Origin of the sequence: Methylomonas sp. LWB (assembly GCF_001856095.1) — a bacterium.
Classification (GTDB): Bacteria; Pseudomonadota; Gammaproteobacteria; order Methylococcales; family Methylomonadaceae; genus Methylomonas; species Methylomonas koyamae_A.
The window spans coordinates 1-15261 of the sequence record NZ_MKMC01000045.1 but is presented as its reverse complement, the minus strand read 5'-3'; the positions used below and the strand labels follow the sequence as shown (position 1 = coordinate 15261).

Annotated in this window: 15 protein-coding genes, 1 tRNA gene and 1 pseudogene; 16 read left to right on the top strand and 1 reads right to left on the bottom strand. The window is 49.2% G+C overall.

Annotated features, from left to right (window positions below; translation table 11 throughout):
* The first annotated feature begins 8 nt into the window (after positions 1 to 8).
* Positions 9 to 485 (top strand): transcription elongation factor GreA, encoded by a 477-nt coding sequence (greA, locus tag BJL95_RS16350; protein WP_064025414.1) that lies wholly within the window; start codon positions 9 to 11, stop codon positions 483 to 485.
* Positions 486 to 539: 54 nt separating this feature from the next.
* Here greA and yhbY read toward each other — a convergent pair whose 3' ends face one another.
* A complete protein-coding gene (yhbY, locus tag BJL95_RS16345; protein WP_175463738.1) occupies positions 540 to 806 on the bottom strand; it encodes a ribosome assembly RNA-binding protein YhbY in 267 nt (88 codons plus the stop codon).
* 48 nt (positions 807 to 854) lie between these two features.
* On the opposite strand from yhbY, the gene rlmE reads away from it, so the two are divergent.
* From rlmE to BJL95_RS16275, 15 genes and pseudogenes are all read left to right on the top strand, one after another.
* Complete coding sequence (gene rlmE, locus BJL95_RS16340) at positions 855 to 1475, top strand: 23S rRNA (uridine(2552)-2'-O)-methyltransferase RlmE (RefSeq protein WP_071159437.1); 621 nt, start codon at positions 855 to 857, stop codon at positions 1473 to 1475.
* Between the two features lie 117 nt (positions 1476 to 1592).
* Positions 1593 to 3509 (top strand): ATP-dependent zinc metalloprotease FtsH, encoded by a 1917-nt coding sequence (ftsH, locus tag BJL95_RS16335; protein WP_175463748.1) that lies wholly within the window; start codon positions 1593 to 1595, stop codon positions 3507 to 3509.
* A gap of 73 nt (positions 3510 to 3582) precedes the next feature.
* Positions 3583 to 4923: a phosphoglucosamine mutase gene (gene glmM / locus BJL95_RS16330; RefSeq protein ID WP_071159435.1), complete on the top strand. Its 1341-nt coding sequence runs from the start codon at positions 3583 to 3585 to the stop codon at positions 4921 to 4923.
* 54 nt (positions 4924 to 4977) lie between these two features.
* Entirely contained in the window at positions 4978 to 5724 is a 747-nt protein-coding gene (tpiA, locus tag BJL95_RS16325) for a triose-phosphate isomerase (protein WP_071159433.1), read from the top strand.
* A gap of 21 nt (positions 5725 to 5745) precedes the next feature.
* Complete coding sequence (gene secG / locus BJL95_RS16320) at positions 5746 to 6150, top strand: preprotein translocase subunit SecG (protein ID WP_071159431.1); 405 nt, start codon at positions 5746 to 5748, stop codon at positions 6148 to 6150.
* A 23-nt stretch (positions 6151 to 6173) separates the two neighbouring features.
* Positions 6174 to 6258: transfer RNA gene (locus BJL95_RS16315), tRNA-Leu, on the top strand.
* Positions 6259 to 6984: 726 nt separating this feature from the next.
* Positions 6985 to 7413 carry a type I restriction-modification system subunit M N-terminal domain-containing protein gene (locus BJL95_RS25790; RefSeq protein ID WP_083386107.1) on the top strand — a complete coding sequence of 143 codons (429 nt, stop codon included), beginning with the start codon at positions 6985 to 6987 and terminating at the stop codon, positions 7411 to 7413.
* Positions 7414 to 7457: 44 nt separating this feature from the next.
* Positions 7458 to 8639 (top strand): annotated as a pseudogene (locus tag BJL95_RS25500) (N-6 DNA methylase).
* Positions 8636 to 9856 carry a restriction endonuclease subunit S gene (locus tag BJL95_RS16300; RefSeq protein WP_071159428.1) on the top strand — a complete coding sequence of 407 codons (1221 nt, stop codon included), beginning with the start codon at positions 8636 to 8638 and terminating at the stop codon, positions 9854 to 9856. Before BJL95_RS25500 ends, BJL95_RS16300 begins: the two are co-directional and overlap by 4 nt.
* Before the next feature lie 10 nt (positions 9857 to 9866).
* On the top strand, positions 9867 to 10112 hold the full coding sequence (locus BJL95_RS16295) for a hypothetical protein (RefSeq protein ID WP_071159426.1): 246 nt from the start codon (positions 9867 to 9869) through the stop codon (positions 10110 to 10112).
* Between the two features lie 61 nt (positions 10113 to 10173).
* On the top strand, positions 10174 to 10707 hold the full coding sequence (locus tag BJL95_RS16290) for a transposase (protein WP_139306307.1): 534 nt from the start codon (positions 10174 to 10176) through the stop codon (positions 10705 to 10707).
* The gene (locus BJL95_RS16285; RefSeq protein ID WP_071159422.1) at positions 10700 to 13990 is read left to right on the top strand and encodes a type I restriction endonuclease subunit R; all 3291 of its coding nucleotides are present in this window, start codon (positions 10700 to 10702) and stop codon (positions 13988 to 13990) included. Before BJL95_RS16290 ends, BJL95_RS16285 begins: the two co-directional genes overlap by 8 nt.
* 78 nt (positions 13991 to 14068) lie before the next feature.
* Positions 14069 to 14602, top strand: coding sequence for an excalibur calcium-binding domain-containing protein (locus tag BJL95_RS24120; protein ID WP_254786840.1), 534 nt, complete (start codon positions 14069 to 14071; stop codon positions 14600 to 14602).
* 58 nt (positions 14603 to 14660) lie between these two features.
* Complete coding sequence (locus tag BJL95_RS24115; protein WP_083385911.1) at positions 14661 to 14939, top strand: YceK/YidQ family lipoprotein; 279 nt, start codon at positions 14661 to 14663, stop codon at positions 14937 to 14939.
* Positions 14939 to 15261 (top strand): hypothetical protein (locus tag BJL95_RS16275; RefSeq protein ID WP_071160365.1); only part of this gene is annotated, 323 nt, incomplete at its 3' end. The genes BJL95_RS24115 and BJL95_RS16275, both read left to right, overlap by 1 nt.

Sequence of the window (15261 nt, the reverse complement as noted above, 5' to 3'; positions counted from 1 at the left end):
AAGAGGAAATGCAGAAATTTCCGTTGACCGTGGTCGGCGCCAATAAATTGCGCGCCGAACTGGAAGAGTTGAAAACCGTGGTTCGACCGCGCATTATTCAGGCGATCGCCGAAGCGCGCGAGCACGGCGATTTGAAGGAGAACGCCGAATATCATGCCGCGCGCGAACAGCAAAGTTTTGCCGAGGGTCGAATCGCCGAGATCGAAGGCAAGTTGTCGAATGCCAATATTATCGATGTGACTAAAACCGATGCCAACGGTAAGGTGGTGTTCGGCGCTACCGTCGAAATCGAGGATACCGGTTCCGGTAAGGTGGTTGTCTATCAAATCGTTGGTGAGGACGAAGCCAATATTAAGGAAGGGAGAATTTCGGTCGGCTCGCCGATAGCCAGAGCTTTGATCGGCAAGGAAGTCGAGGATGTAGTAGTCGTCAAGGCGCCGGGCGGCGATATCGAGTACGAAATTATTTCAGTAAAATATATTTAGCCGGCGTTCGCCGTTGAGAGGGGGCTGGCTTTCTCAACGGCTGCTAGGCCGGTGTTACTTCTTAGGGTTGGGCCTGAACAACACCGCGATTTGGCCTATCGATTGCACCAGTTCGGCACCGGTTTCCCCACAGATTTGTTCGCTGATCGCGGCGCGATCGTCTCTTTCGGCGCGGATTTTGACTTTAATCAGTTCGTGGGCGAGTAGCGCTTGATCGACTTCTTTCACTACGGCGGGCGTCAAGCCGGCTTGTCCGACCATCACTACCGGGTTGAGGGCGTGCGCCTGGGCTTTCAGTTGTTTTTTTTGGATCGGATTCACTCTGTTTCCTTCTGTGGTATTTCCGCAAATTTTACATGAATCGGGCATATGGCACGCAGCAAAAGTAGTCATCAATGGATGCAGGAACATTTTCAAGACGAGTATGTCAAGAAGGCCCAAGCTTTGGGATATCGTTCCCGTGCCGTCTTCAAACTGATTGAAATTCAAGAAAAGGACAAGATTTTACGGCCGGGAATGAATGTCGTCGATTTGGGCGCCGCTCCCGGCGGTTGGTCGGAGTACGCTCGCAAGATGCTGGCGAAAAGCGACAAAGTGGTCGCGCTGGATTTACTGGCCATCGAGCCGATTGCCGGCGTTGACTTTATCGAAGGCGATTTTCGCGAGGATGACGTGTTGCAACAGCTTTACCAAGTGCTGGACGGTCGACCGGTACACTTGTTATTGTCGGACATGGCCCCCAATATGAGTGGTAGCCGGGAGACCGACCAACCGCGGGCCATCTATTTAGGCGAGCTGGCATTGGATGCCGCCGAGCAGTTTCTAATCCAAGGCGGGACCTTTTTAATAAAAATGTTTCAAGGCGCTGGTTTCGACGAGTACTATAATCAGGTGCGGCTACGCTTCAACAGCGTGGCAATCCGTAAGCCGAAAGCGTCGCGACCCAGGAGTAACGAAGTCTATATCCTGGCGAAAGGATTTAAAAAATAAGGAAAGTCCCCGCTGATCGAGCTATGATGGGCGGCGAGCTACGAGTATACCTGATACAATTACTCGGTTTATAAACGTTTGGAGCCATTCCTGGCCGGAGCGCGTACTTTGAGCGATATGATTAAAAATTTGGTTTTGTGGGTGGTTATCGCCGTTGTATTGATGGCCGTATTCAACAATTTCGGCGCGCGCTCGGCGCGTAGCGATTCGAACTTGTCGTATTCGCAGCTGATTGATGCGGTAAAAGCCGGACAAGTCCAGCAAGTAGTGATAGCCGACAACACGGTTAAGGGACGGATGCAGACCGGCGATAAGTTCAAGACTTATATGCCCAACGATCCGCATTTGATCGATGATCTGTTGGGCAACGGCGTCGAAATCAATGTGCAGCCCCCCGAAGAACCCTCGATGCTGATGCAGGTGTTCGTGTCGTTTGGACCGATCCTGCTGTTGATTGCGGTTTGGGTATTCTTCATGCGCCAAATGCAAGGCGGCGGAGTCGGTGGCCGCGGCGGTGCGATGGGCTTTGGTAAGAGCAAGGCCCGCATGCTGGATCAAGACCAGAACAAAGTGACCTTCGCCGATGTTGCCGGGTGCGACGAGGCCAAGGAAGAAGTTCAGGAAATGGTCGACTTCTTGAAAGATCCCGCCAAATATCAACGTCTCGGCGGTAAAGTACCGCGCGGCGCATTGATGGTCGGACCTCCGGGTACCGGTAAGACCTTGCTGGCTCGTGCGATCGCCGGCGAAGCCAAAGTACCGTTCTTCACGATTTCCGGTTCGGATTTCGTTGAGATGTTTGTCGGTGTCGGTGCTTCTCGGGTCAGGGATATGTTCGATCAAGCCAAGAAACATGCGCCTTGCATCATTTTCATTGATGAGATCGATGCGGTTGGTCGTTCCCGCGGTGCCGGTTTGGGTGGCGGTAACGACGAGCGCGAACAAACCTTGAACCAGTTGCTGGTCGAAATGGACGGTTTCGAGGGGCACGAGGGTATTATTGTCATCGCGGCCACCAACCGTGCCGACGTCCTCGATAAAGCATTGTTGCGTCCCGGTCGTTTCGACCGTCAAGTGGTCGTGGGTTTGCCCGATGTCAAAGGTCGCGAACAGATACTGAACGTGCATTTGAAGAAGGTGCCGGCCGCCGAAGATGTCAAGATCAAATACATCGCGCAAGGCACTCCCGGATTCTCCGGGGCTGATTTGGCTAACTTGGTTAACGAAGCGGCTTTGTTCGCGGCGCGTTTGAACAAGCGTCTGGTCAGCATGATGGACCTGGAAAAAGCCAAGGACAAATTGATCATGGGCGCCGAGCGGCGCTCGATGGTGATGGACGAGAAAGAAAAGAAAATGACTGCCTATCACGAAGCCGGTCATGCGATTGTCGGCCGCTTGGTTCCGGAGCACGACCCGGTTTACAAAGTCAGTATCATGCCGCGCGGACGGGCATTGGGCGTGACGATGTTCTTGCCGGAGCGCGACCAATACAGTGCCAGCAAATGCAAGTTGGACAGCATGATCTCCAGCTTATATGGCGGTCGGATTGCCGAAGAGTTGATTTTTGGCTGGGAACAGGTGTCGACCGGCGCGTCCAACGACATTGAGAGAGCAACCGAACTTGCCCGTAACATGGTCACCAAATGGGGCTTGTCTCAGCGTTTGGGTCCGCTGGCCTACAGCGAGGAAGAAGGCGAGATTTTTCTGGGTCGTTCGGTGACTCAACATAAGTCCGTCGCGGAAGAAACCTCCCATACGATAGACGAGGAAATTCGCTCCATCATCGACCGCAATTACGAGCGTGCCGAGAAGATCTTGAAGGATAATATGGATATCCTGCACGCGATGGCCGACGCGTTGATGAAATACGAAACGATCGACAAATATCAAATCGACGACTTGATGGAAAGACGGCCGGTACGGGAGCCAAAGGGTTGGGATGATACTCCGTCCTCCAACACCGACGCGCAAACCGGTCCTTGGGATCAAAAAACACCCGATTCTTCGATCGGCGGAGCTGCGGAACAAGGCTAAGTAATTTTCGGCAAAACCAAGAGAGGCTTCGGCCTCTCTTTTTTTTGGTCATATCAAGGTAGAACATAGCACTATGGCAAAAAAATATTTCGGAACCGATGGCATCAGGGGCAAGGTGGGCGAGCCGCCGATTACCGCGGATTTTTTACTCAAGTTAGGTTGGGCCGCCGGTAAGGTGTTTGCCAAGGAGAGCAATGGATTCGTATTGGTGGGTAAAGATACCCGGATCTCGGGTTATATGTTCGAATCGGCGCTGGAAGCCGGTTTGTCCGCGGCGGGCGTCGATACTCGCTTATTAGGACCCATGCCTACGCCGGGAATCGCTTACCTGACTCGAACCTTTCGTGCCAGCGCCGGCATCGTTATTAGCGCCTCGCACAATCCTTACTACGATAACGGTATTAAATTCTTCTCGGTTGACGGTACCAAGTTGCCGGACGAAGTCGAGCAGCAGATTGAGCAATATCTCGACATGCCGATGACAACCGTGGAGTCGTCTAGATTAGGTAAGGCCAAGCGGGTCAACGACGCGGCCGGCCGGTATATCGAGTTTTGCAAGGCCTCGGTGCCGGCGCATTTGGACTTCAAGGGCATTCGTATCGTGATCGACTGCGCGAACGGCGCCACCTATCACATCGCGCCGCATGTTTTCAGCGAGTTGGGTGCGGAAGTCGTAACGATCGCCGCCGAGCCGGACGGCTTGAACATCAACGACGAATGCGGCGCCACCAAGCCGGAACTGTTGGCCGCCAAAGTCATGGAGTTTCGCGCCGATGTCGGAATTGCCTTGGACGGCGACGGCGATCGCATCATCATGGTCGACCACAAGGGCGAAATCGTCGATGGCGACGAATTAATTTATATCATCGCCCGTTCCCGTCAGGCTGAAGGTAAATTGGTCGGTCCAGTGGTAGGTACCCTGATGTCCAATCTTGGCATGGAGCACGCGCTAAAATCCGTGGGCGTGCCGCTGCTCCGCGCCAAAGTCGGCGACCGCTACGTGATGGAAATGCTGACCGAAAATAAGGGTATGCTGGGGGGAGAAGGTTCCGGCCACATCATTTGTCTGGATAAGACCACGACCGGCGACGGTATCGTCTCGGCGTTGCAAGTACTGGCGGAAATGCAGAAGTCGGGCCAGAACTTGCATGAACTCAAATCCGGCATGAAAAAGTACCCGCAGGTTTTGATCAATGTCAAAACCGATAAAAAAGTCAAAATCGATGAAATTGCCAGCCTGAAACAGGCCGTCGAAAACGTGGAAAAGAAGCTCGGGGAAAAAGGCCGGGTATTGCTGCGATCTTCGGGAACGGAGCCGCTAATTCGCGTGATGGTCGAAGGCGTGGACGAAGACGACGTCAATAAATATGCCAATCAATTGGCGAGCGACGTCAAGAAAGCCATCCCGGCTTGAACAAAAACACGTTAGTCGATATGATATGCGGTCTTATTTAGCTCGGAGGAAGTAATGCGTCGGTCTTTGATTATGGGAAATTGGAAAATGAACGGCACTAGGGAAGACGGCCAAAAACTCGCGAAAGCCTTGGCCGACGGTTTGGGCGATGTCGCGCAGGAAGTCGCGGTCTGCGTCCCGTTCGTTTACTTATCCGATATCCGCGCAACTTTGGCAGGTTCACCCATCGCTCTGGGTGCCCAAAACGTTGCCGACCAAGCCTCCGGCGCCTACACCGGCGAAGTATCGGCGGCGATGCTGGCCGAATGCGGCGTTAAATACGCGCTGGTTGGCCACTCCGAACGGCGTAGTTATTACGGCGACAGCAACGAGTCGGTTGCCAAGCGTTTTTGTCAGGCGCTGAGCCAAAACGTTCTACCGGTACTCTGCGTTGGCGAAACGCTGGAAGAGCGCGAGCAAGACAGAACCTTCCAAGTCGTCGACGAGCAGCTTGATGCCGTCATCGCCGCCGCCGGCATCGAAGCATTCGAGCGAGCCGTTATCGCATATGAGCCGGTTTGGGCCATCGGTACCGGTAAAGTCGCTAGCGACGAGCAAGCGCAGGAAGTTCACCAATATATTCGGAAACGGATTGCCGATAGAAGCCCGGCCATTGCCGAGAAAGTGCAAATTCTGTACGGCGGCAGTGTTAAGCCGGACAACGCGAAAGGCTTATTTGCAATGCCCGACATCGACGGCGGTTTGGTGGGCGGCGCATCGCTGGATGCCAAAGGCTTCCTGCAAATCTGCCATTCGGTCTAGTCCAACCCTTTAAAGGTTTTTATGTTGTACCAAATTATAATAATTATTCATATATTTCTGGGAATAGGCATCGTCGGTTTGGTGCTGATGCAGCACGGTAAAGGTGCCGATGCCGGTGCCGCCTTCGGTAGCGGCGCATCGGGCTCTGTCTTCGGTGCTCAAGGCTCCGCATCGTTTTTATCCAGGACCACCGCGATATTCGCGACCTTGTTTTTCATTACCAGTTTGGGTTTGGCCGCGTTAAGCGGTTATCAAGGCAAAAAAACCGACGTGATGGACGTAGCGCCTGTCGCAGCGCCGGTTAAATCGGACGTGCCTCTGTCGCAAGTCGCCCCTGGCTCCGATAGTGCTCCTGTCGTCGATGGCAAATTGCCGGAAGCGCCGGCAATCAAAGAGGTTGAGAAACCGGCCGGGGCCGCTCAATAAGCGGCTTGGATACTTAAAGTTATGCCGACGTGGTGAAATTGGTAGACACGCCATCTTGAGGGGGTGGTGACGCAAGTCGTGCCGGTTCAAGTCCGGCCGTCGGTACCAAATTAGGGTTTGAAGAAGCCCAAAGAAGTACAGAAACCCGCAAGTTATAAGGCTTAGCGGGTTTTTTATTGTCCGAAGCAATTCGGGTGGGTTCGCCTAAATCCGAGCAAATACGCCACGCTGAGAGCCACCTCAAGATATTCAGCGCGAAGTAAAAACGCTTTCTCCCGACAGAGCAGGGGAATGAACACCTCAATTTCGGCTAAGCCGTTCGCAGAGCGGAGTCGAAGCGAAAGCGCTGGCTTCGGCTCCGCGCAGCCAACGCCTTATTTCGACTCTGCTCAGCCAACTTCGTACATCGACTGTATCCTTGCATTCCTGAGCGCCGCGTAAACTGATGCTTAAGTCGCTTTCGGATCAGGAGTCGTTCGGATATTACCAGTCCGACGACGGCCATGGAGAAACAGGCGACCCGTCTCGCTGGTCGGTATCCATGCGCTGAAGATGCTGGGTTTGTTCGTACTGCGACCGGTGAGCATGTTGTGGCCGTCCATGCTTCGACATTGCTCTCAAGAAACCGCTCAAGATGGCATCGCCCATTTATCGGATAATGCCGCTTACGCAGACATGACCACCACGCCGATTAGCGACCACGCCAACAATACGCAGCATGATGATCAACGTTGCATTATTATCGTTTAGCGTAACTGGCGGAGATCGGTATACGATTGACTAAACTAAATATTACTTGCAGGCAGCAAGCGTTAGAAATAATAAGGAACCCGCATGGCCAAAGCCCCAAAAGTCGTCAAAGAAGAACCGCTGGAAACCCAACTCTGGAAAGCCGCCGATAAGCTCCGTAAAAACATAGACGCCGCAGAATACAAGCACGTCGTTCTCGGGCTGATTTTTCTCAAATACATTTCCGATGCGTTTGAAGAACATTTTGCCAAACTGCAAGCAGGCGAAGGCGAATACGCCGGTGCTGATCCGGAAGATAAAGACGAGTACCAAGCGGAAAACATTTTCTTTGTGCCTGCTGAAGCGCGTTGGTCGTTTTTATTAGCCAAAGCCAAACAACCGGATATTGGCACCTTTGTTGACGGTGCGATGGATGCAATTGAAAAAGAAAATCCCTCGTTAAAAGGCGTATTACCCAAAGTCTTTGCGCGACAAAATCTTGATCCGACCAGTTTGGGCGGCTTAATCGATTAGTTGGTAACATTGCCCTGGGCGATGCGAAAGCCCGTAGTGCGGATGTGTTAGGCCATGTGTTTGAATATTTTCTCGGTGAATTCGCACTGGCGGAAGGCAAACAAGGCGGCCAGTTCTATACACCGCGCAGTATCGTGGAATTATTAGTCGCGATGCTAGAACCGTATAAAGGTCGCGTGTTTGATCCTTGTTGCGGTTCCGGCGGTATGTTCGTGCAATCGGAAAAATTCGTTGAAGAGCATCAAGGCCGTATCAACGACATTTCCATCTACGGGCAGGAGAGCAACCAAACCACTTGGCGACTGGCCAAAATGAATCTGGCAATTCGCGGTATAGACAGTTCGCAAGTCAAATGGAACAACGAAGGCTCGTTTCTGAATGACGCGCATAAAGACCTAAAAGCCGATTTCATTATTGCCAATCCACCGTTTAACGTCAGCGATTGGAGCGGCGAACTGTTGCGTACTGATGGCCGCTAGCAATACGGCACACCGCCAGCCGGCAATGCCAACTTTGCTTGGCTACAACATTTTATCTATCACTTGTCACCGGTGGGTAAAGCCGGAGTGGTGTTAGCCAAAGGCGCATTGACCAGTAAAACCAGCGGCGAAGGCGAGATTCGTAAAAATCTGATTGCAGAAGGCAACTTGATAGATTGCGTTGTTAATCTTCCGGCCAAGCTGTTTTTGAACACGCAAATTCCAGCGGCCTTATGGTTTATGAACCGCGCTCGACAACAACCCTCTCCCTCAGGGAGAGGGCAGGGTGAGGGTGAATATCCGCGCAAAAACGAAATTCTGTTTATAGACGCGCGAAACTTGGGCCATTTGATCAACCGTCGTACTCGTGAGCTATCGCATGAGGACATTCGGCAAATTGCGGATACTTATCATGCCTGGCGAACCGGCGACGATTCTTGCCAGTCGGTTCAATCCGTAGGGGCGCGTTGCACGCGCCCTGATGATACCGCCGATGCAACAAGGGCGCATGCAATGCGCCCCTACGAAGATATACCCGGATTTTGTAAATCAGTGCCGTTGGAACGTGTCGCGGAGCTGGATTACGTTTTAACGCCCGGTCGCTATGTTGGTTTGCCGGATGAAGAAGATGGATTTGTGTTTGCAGAACGCTTTGCCGCTTTGAAAGCGGAGTTTGAAGCGCAGTGCCTGGAGGAATCTCAACTCAATCAGGCAATTGCTGAGAATTTGGCACGGATTCAAATATGAGTGAATGGAAGCAATGCAAATTAGGCGACATTGCAAATGTACAAACTGGACCATTTGGTAGCCAGTTACATTCAGCTGATTATGTGCAAATTGGTATTCCTTCAATAATGCCAACCAATATTGGCTCACGCTTAGAAATTGTCAGAAACAATATCGCCTGTATTTCTGATGATGATGCGCAACGATTAAACAAATATTTAGTTAAAGAGGGTGATATTGTCTACAGCCGAAGAGGTGATGTAGAAAAATGTGCTTTCATAACGAAATATGAATCTGGTTGGCTTTGTGGTACGGGTTGCTTAAGAATCAGATTTAACACTGATAGCGTGTTGCCGCAGTTTTACGCTTACTATCTGTCAACAGATGAAATTAAAGGCTGGGTAAGTGGTAATGCCGTTGGTACAACCATGCCAAACCTGAACACCACTATATTAAGTCGTTTACCTTTAACGCTTCCTACACTAAACGAACAAAAAGCTATCGCCGCCGTACTCAGCAGTCTTGATGACAAAATTGACCTATTGCACCGGCAAAATAAAACCCTTGAAGCCATGGCGGAAACGTTGTTTCGGCAGTGGTTTATCGAAGAGGCGCAGGAGGATTGGCAATTCGTTGAGCTTGGTAATTATGTAAATTGCGTTAATGGAGTTTCTTATAAAAGTGATGATTTGAACGCATCAACGACAGCAATGGTAACTTTGAAAAGTTTTGACCGAGGCGGCGGTTTTAGGCTTGATGGATTTAAAGAGTTTACAGGTAGATATAAAGACCAGCATGTGGTAATTCAGGGTGATTTAATAGTCGCTCATACAGATATAACTCAAAATGCTGAAGTAATTGGAAATCCGGTGCTAGTAATATCTGATCCATTATATGAAACTTTAGTAATTTCAATGGATCTGGTCAAAGTCACGTCAAAATATGAATGGCTTTCTAACGAATTTCTTTACCGAATGATGAGAACAAGAGAGTTTAAACAGCACTGTTTGGGATTTTCAAATGGTTCAACAGTTTTGCACCTGAGTAAAAATGCTATTCCCACTTATGAGTTTTTATTACCGCCTCAAGAAAAAATAAAAGAATTTACTAAGTTGACAAAGCATGTGTTAGCTAAAAAATACGAGAATATTACACAAACACGCACCCTAGAAAAACTTCGTGACACTCTATTACCCAAACTAATGAGTGGCGAAGTCCGCGTCAAACTCACGACATAGGAATTTAATTATGCAAACTTATTACGAAATTGAAACTGAGATTCCGCTCAACCATCAACTAAGTATCCGCTTACCCGATAATATTCCGGCAGGTCGCGCCAAAGTGACAGTGATTTACGAAGTGAATGAGACAGGTGGCAATCAAATGCAAATGGCCTCGTTTTTAAACACTTTGCCGGATAATCCCGCCGCGGGTTTAAGCCGTGACGAGATTCAAGCCTTTGTTGATCAAGAACGCAACAACTGGGACGATTAACATGGCAATGACATAATTGCCAGACAGGCTTTGGCAATCCGCCGGTTACAACGGGTTAATGATGAACAATCTAAAAAATCATCATCGAAAATCTATTCGTTTACTGGGATATGATTATTCCCAGGCAGGTTTATATTTTATTACGCTTTGCACCCATGACCGTTTGCCTTTATTTGGTTCAATTATTGAGAGAGCCATGATTTTTAGCGAGGTTGGAAAAATCGCTCAGGAAGAATGGCAAAAAACAAAAACTATTCGCTCCCATATCGTTTTACATGAATTTGTCATCATGCCCAATCATTTTCACGCCATCGTTGAAACTGTAGGGGCGCATTGCATGCGCCCTGATTCGCCAGATATTGAACAAACAAAACAAGGGCGCGTGCAACGCGCCCCTACGCTGGGGGATGTAGTGCGCGGGTATAAATCGGCGGTGACCAAGAGGGTGCGGAACTTGAATGGCTTACCCGATTTTAAAATTTGGCAGCGCAATTATTATGAACATATTATTCGTAATGAAACCGCGTATTTAAAAATCGCTGAATATATTCAAACCAATCCGCAGCGATGGCTGGAAGATACTTATTATGTCTAAGCTCACCGAATCCGCCATTGAAGCGTTTGCCCTTGATCTGTTTCAACAGCTTGGCTACAGCTATCATTATGGCCCTGATATTGCACCTGATGGTGAGCATCAAGAACGGCAGCATTACGATGAAGTATTGTTAGTTGGTCGTTTGGAGGCGGCGTTAAAGCGGATAAATCCGACTGTCTCGCACGACGTACTACAAGCTGCGTTAAAAGATGTGCAACGCGTCCACTCACCCGATTTGTTGGCGAATAATGAACCCTTTCATCGTTTGCTGACCGAAGGCGTCAAAGTCAGTTATCAGCATGACGGCGCAGAGCGCGGCGGCTTGGTGTCGTTGATAGATTATGCCAATCCAGCCAATAATGATTTTGTCGTCGTCAATCAGTTTACGGTTATTGAGAACCATCAGAACAAACGCCCGGATTTGATACTGTTTGTAAACGGTATTCCTCTGGTCATCATTGAGTTAAAAAACGCGACCGACGAAAACGCTACGATCAAATCTGCGTATAAGCAGCTGGAGACCTATAAGCACACCATTCCCTGTCTATTCACCTCCAATGCGCTGTTAGTCATTACTGATGGCCTGGAAGCTAAAGCCGGTTCCTTGTCAGCAGGCTATTCGCGCTTCATGGCCTGGAAAACTGCGGATGGCAAAGTGGAAGCGTCGCATTTAGTCAGTCAGTTGGAAACGCTGATTAAAGGCATGTTGAATAAAACGACGCTGCTGGATTTGGTGCGTCACTTTATCGTCTTTGAAAAGAGCATACGGGAAGACAAGGTGAATGGCGCAGCCAGAGAAGGCACCCTGGGGTGTCCCGATACCGGCATCATCAGTATTCACACCGTCAAAAAAGTGGCTGCCTATCATCAGTATTACGCGGTGAATGCCGCTGTCGCCTCTACCTTACGCGCTGCGGATATGGGAGAAGCGTTACTGGTTCAGGAAAATCCCGCCAGCTATGGTTTACCCGGTGTCACGCAACAACCGCGCGGCGATAAAAAAGCCGGTGTGGTCTGGCATACGCAAGGTTCCGGTAAATCGCTGTCTATGGTGTTTTATACCGGCAAAATCGTGTTGACGATGGATAATCCAACGGTGCTGGTCATTACTGATCGTAACGATTTGGACGACCAGTTGTTTGATACCTTTGCGTCGTCCAGTCAGTTATTACGGCAAGACCCGATACAAGCGGAGAGTCGTCAGCAATTAAAAGAGTTATTGCGCGTCGGTTCTGGTGGCGTGGTGTTTTCCACTATCCAAAAATTCCAACCGGATGAAGGTAATGTCTACGAACAGTTATCGGACAGACGCAATATCGTGGTGATTGCGGATGAAGCGCATCGCACACAATACGGTTTTAGCGCCAAAACCATCGCTGAGAAAGATAAAGACGGTAACGAAATTGGCAGCAAGGTGGTGTATGGCTTTGCCAAATATTTGCGTGATGCGTTACCAAATGCCACGTATCTAGGTTTTACCGGTACACCGATTGAAAAAACCGATGTCAATACCCCGGCTGTGTTTGGCAACTATGTCGATATTTACGATATTGCTCAGGCGGTTGAAGATGGTTCCACGGTGCGGATTTATTACGAAAGCCGTTTAGCAAAAGTGGGACTGAGTGAGGAAGGCAAAAAACTGATCGCGGAATTCGATAACGTAGGGGCGGATTGCATCCGCCCTGATGAGGTTGATTCTGAGGGCGCATGCAATGCGCCCCTACCGGACATGGAAAAAGCCAAAGCGAAATGGACCAAGATGGAGGCTTTGATTGGCAGTAGTCAACGTATCAAAAATTTAGCGAAGGATATTGTCAGTCATTTTGAAGCACGGCAGGAAGTGTTTGCCGGTAAAGGTATGATCGTTTCCATGTCGCGGCGGATTGCAGCGGAACTCTATCAAGAAATCATCCTGCTTAAACCGGAATGGCATAGCGATGATTTGAACAAGGGCGTGATTAAAGTCGTCATGACGGCTGCGTCCAGTGATGGCCCCGAATTAGCGAAACATCACACCACCAAACAGCAGCGTAAACAATTAGCGGAACGCATGAAAGATGATGACGATGAATTAAAACTCGTCATCGTCCGCGATATGTGGCTGACAGGCTTTGACGCACCTAGTCTGCATACGCTGTACATAGACAAACCGATGAAAGGCCACAATTTGATGCAAGCGATTGCGCGGGTCAATCGGGTGTACAAAGATAAACCAGGCGGCTTGATCGTTGATTATTTGGGTATCGCCGCTGATCTAAAAGAAGCCTTGTCGTTTTATTCTGATGCCGGTGGTAAAGGTGATCCGACCTTAGCGCAAGAGCAAGCTGTTCATCTGATGTTGGAGAAATTGGAAGTGGTGTCCGGCATGTATCATGGTTTTGCTTACGAGCATTACTTTGATGCGGATACCTCGCAAAAACTCTCGCTGATACTGGCTGCTGAAGAGCATGTGCTGGGTTTGGATGATGGCCGTAAACGCTATATCAACGAAGTGACTGCGCTGTCGCAAGCGTTCGCTATTGCTATTCCGCATGAACAAGCAATGGACGTTAAAGATGAAGTGGCATTTTTTCAAGCCGTTAAAGCCAGACTAGCCAAGTTTGATGGCACAGGTGAAGGTCTCAGTAACGATGAAATTGAAACCACCATCCGCCAAGTCATAGATCAAGCGTTAGTTTCCGAACACGTTGTAGACATTTTTGATGCGGCAGGCATTAAGAAGCCGGACATATCCATTTTGTCTGATGAGTTTTTGGAAGAGCTAAAAAATCACCAGCATAAAAACGTCGCACTGGAAGTATTGAAAAAACTGCTGAACGACGAAATTAAAGCCCGTGCAAAAAAGAACTTGATCCAAAGCCGGTCACTGATGGAAATGCTGGAAACGTCCATCAAGAAATATCAAAACAAAATTCTTACTGCTGCCGAAGTCATTGAAGAGCTGATCAAGATCAGTAAGGAAATTGTCGCCTCCGACGACAATGCCAAAGAAATGGGCCTGACGGATTTTGAATATGCCTTTTATACCGCTGTTGCGAATAACGATAGCGCTAGAGAACTGATGCAACATGAGCAGTTGCGGGAATTAGCAGTCGTTTTGACTCAGAAAGTGCGAGAAAACGCTTCTATTGACTGGACGATTAAAGAAAGTGTTAAAGCTAAATTAAAGGTCATCATCAGGCGTACTTTACGGCTTTACGGCTATCCGCCGGATATGCAATTGTTGGCTACAGAAACAGTGTTGAAACAGGCTGAGATAATTGCAAGTGAGTTGGCTGCTTAATCCTAAAATGACAAATAACTAAGCGATGGAAACGGAAAAGGGCAAACTGGTTGGGTAGAAGAAAGAGGCTTCGGTTTCATAAAACCGGAGTCAGGCGGCGTCGATATTTTTATCCACATATCGGCTTTGAAAAGTATGAGCCGTTCTCCAGTTGTTGGAGACGTTATTTATTACGAAACAAATCTTGATGATAAAGGCAAGCTACGCGCGATCAACGCAAAAATAGAAGGTGTGTCTCCGGTTTTAACAGTCGCTCCAATTGACAGAAAGCGTAAAACACCGAAATCCACTTTACCAGAACAAAGACCTCACGGAAGCCGCAACACCTATAGACCACCTTATAAGAAATCAGGATATAGATTTATTCCAGTTCTATTTGTACTCGCAGCCGTTGCAATCTTCAGCAAGTTTGCGAATCAAAATGGCTCTAGTGGTCAGCCGGTATTGCCAATTGCTGAACCCGAAAAACCCATTCAACATTTTCAGTGTCAAGGTAAGGTGTATTGTTTGGAAATGGGGTCGTATGAGGAAGCTGTTTTTTATCTCCGGAATTGCCCTGGTACGAAGATGGACGGTGACAATGACGGCATTCCTTGTGAGCAACAGTTTTAGCTTATTTGACGTGATAAGCTGAATGGCAGGTTGAAGGCAATCATATGACAGGAATAAGTTGAAAACATTCGAGAATATCGTCATCTGTGTTTTTTGCAGTGTGGGACTGTCCGGCTGCGCAACGTTCAAGAGCTTAAATGCCGAAGTTCCGTTGTATGAGCGCGTATTCATCTACTGCGGCACTCGGCTGAATTGGGCAGCGTTAGAAAACGACAATGCGACTATCCGAAAATTAAAGGCTGAACCACCAAGCTATCCGCTCGTTGATCTGCCTTTTAGCTTTGCAATGGATTCAGTGTTTTTACCGTTAGCGATCAGTGCGGAGATTTTTCACTGATGGGCGATAAGACTGAAGCGTTTTGTCGGCAGACGCTAATCGTCTCCGGTCAAAATCCGCAAGCGCTGCCGCCCAGCCTGGATGTCAACGAAGCCGTGGCCGATTTTACCGCGCTGGATCAATTACGCCCGCGCCTGCATCGCTTGCGGGATTTGTTGAGTCGCGGCGAGGATACCGACATGGCCCTGGGCAGCGATATTTACAATTTTAGTTTGGATGCCTATGCCTCGTTAAAGATTGCCGGCAAGGGCGCCGCGTTGGAAACGCTGCGGCAAGCAATGTCGGTCCGTTTTAATCGCGGCGCTAAACCGAAAGCGGCTAC

Excerpts from the sequence above, each read along its gene's own strand:
- BJL95_RS16285 (WP_071159422.1), top strand. The coding sequence starts at position 10,700 with ATGTCTAAGCTCACCGAATCCGCCATTGAAGCGTTTGCCCTTGATCTG.
- BJL95_RS16300 (WP_071159428.1), top strand. The coding sequence starts at position 8,636 with ATGAGTGAATGGAAGCAATGCAAATTAGGCGACATTGCAAATGTACAA.
- BJL95_RS25790 (WP_083386107.1), top strand. The coding sequence starts at position 6,985 with ATGGCCAAAGCCCCAAAAGTCGTCAAAGAAGAACCGCTGGAAACCCAA.
- ftsH (WP_175463748.1), top strand. The coding sequence starts at position 1,593 with ATGATTAAAAATTTGGTTTTGTGGGTGGTTATCGCCGTTGTATTGATG.
- glmM (WP_071159435.1), top strand. The coding sequence starts at position 3,583 with ATGGCAAAAAAATATTTCGGAACCGATGGCATCAGGGGCAAGGTGGGC.
- rlmE (WP_071159437.1), top strand. The coding sequence starts at position 855 with ATGGCACGCAGCAAAAGTAGTCATCAATGGATGCAGGAACATTTTCAA.
- secG (WP_071159431.1), top strand. The coding sequence starts at position 5,746 with ATGTTGTACCAAATTATAATAATTATTCATATATTTCTGGGAATAGGC.
- BJL95_RS16290 (WP_139306307.1), top strand. The coding sequence starts at position 10,174 with ATGAACAATCTAAAAAATCATCATCGAAAATCTATTCGTTTACTGGGA.
- BJL95_RS16295 (WP_071159426.1), top strand. The coding sequence starts at position 9,867 with ATGCAAACTTATTACGAAATTGAAACTGAGATTCCGCTCAACCATCAA.
- tpiA (WP_071159433.1), top strand. The coding sequence starts at position 4,978 with ATGCGTCGGTCTTTGATTATGGGAAATTGGAAAATGAACGGCACTAGG.
- greA (WP_064025414.1), top strand. The coding sequence starts at position 9 with ATGCAGAAATTTCCGTTGACCGTGGTCGGCGCCAATAAATTGCGCGCC.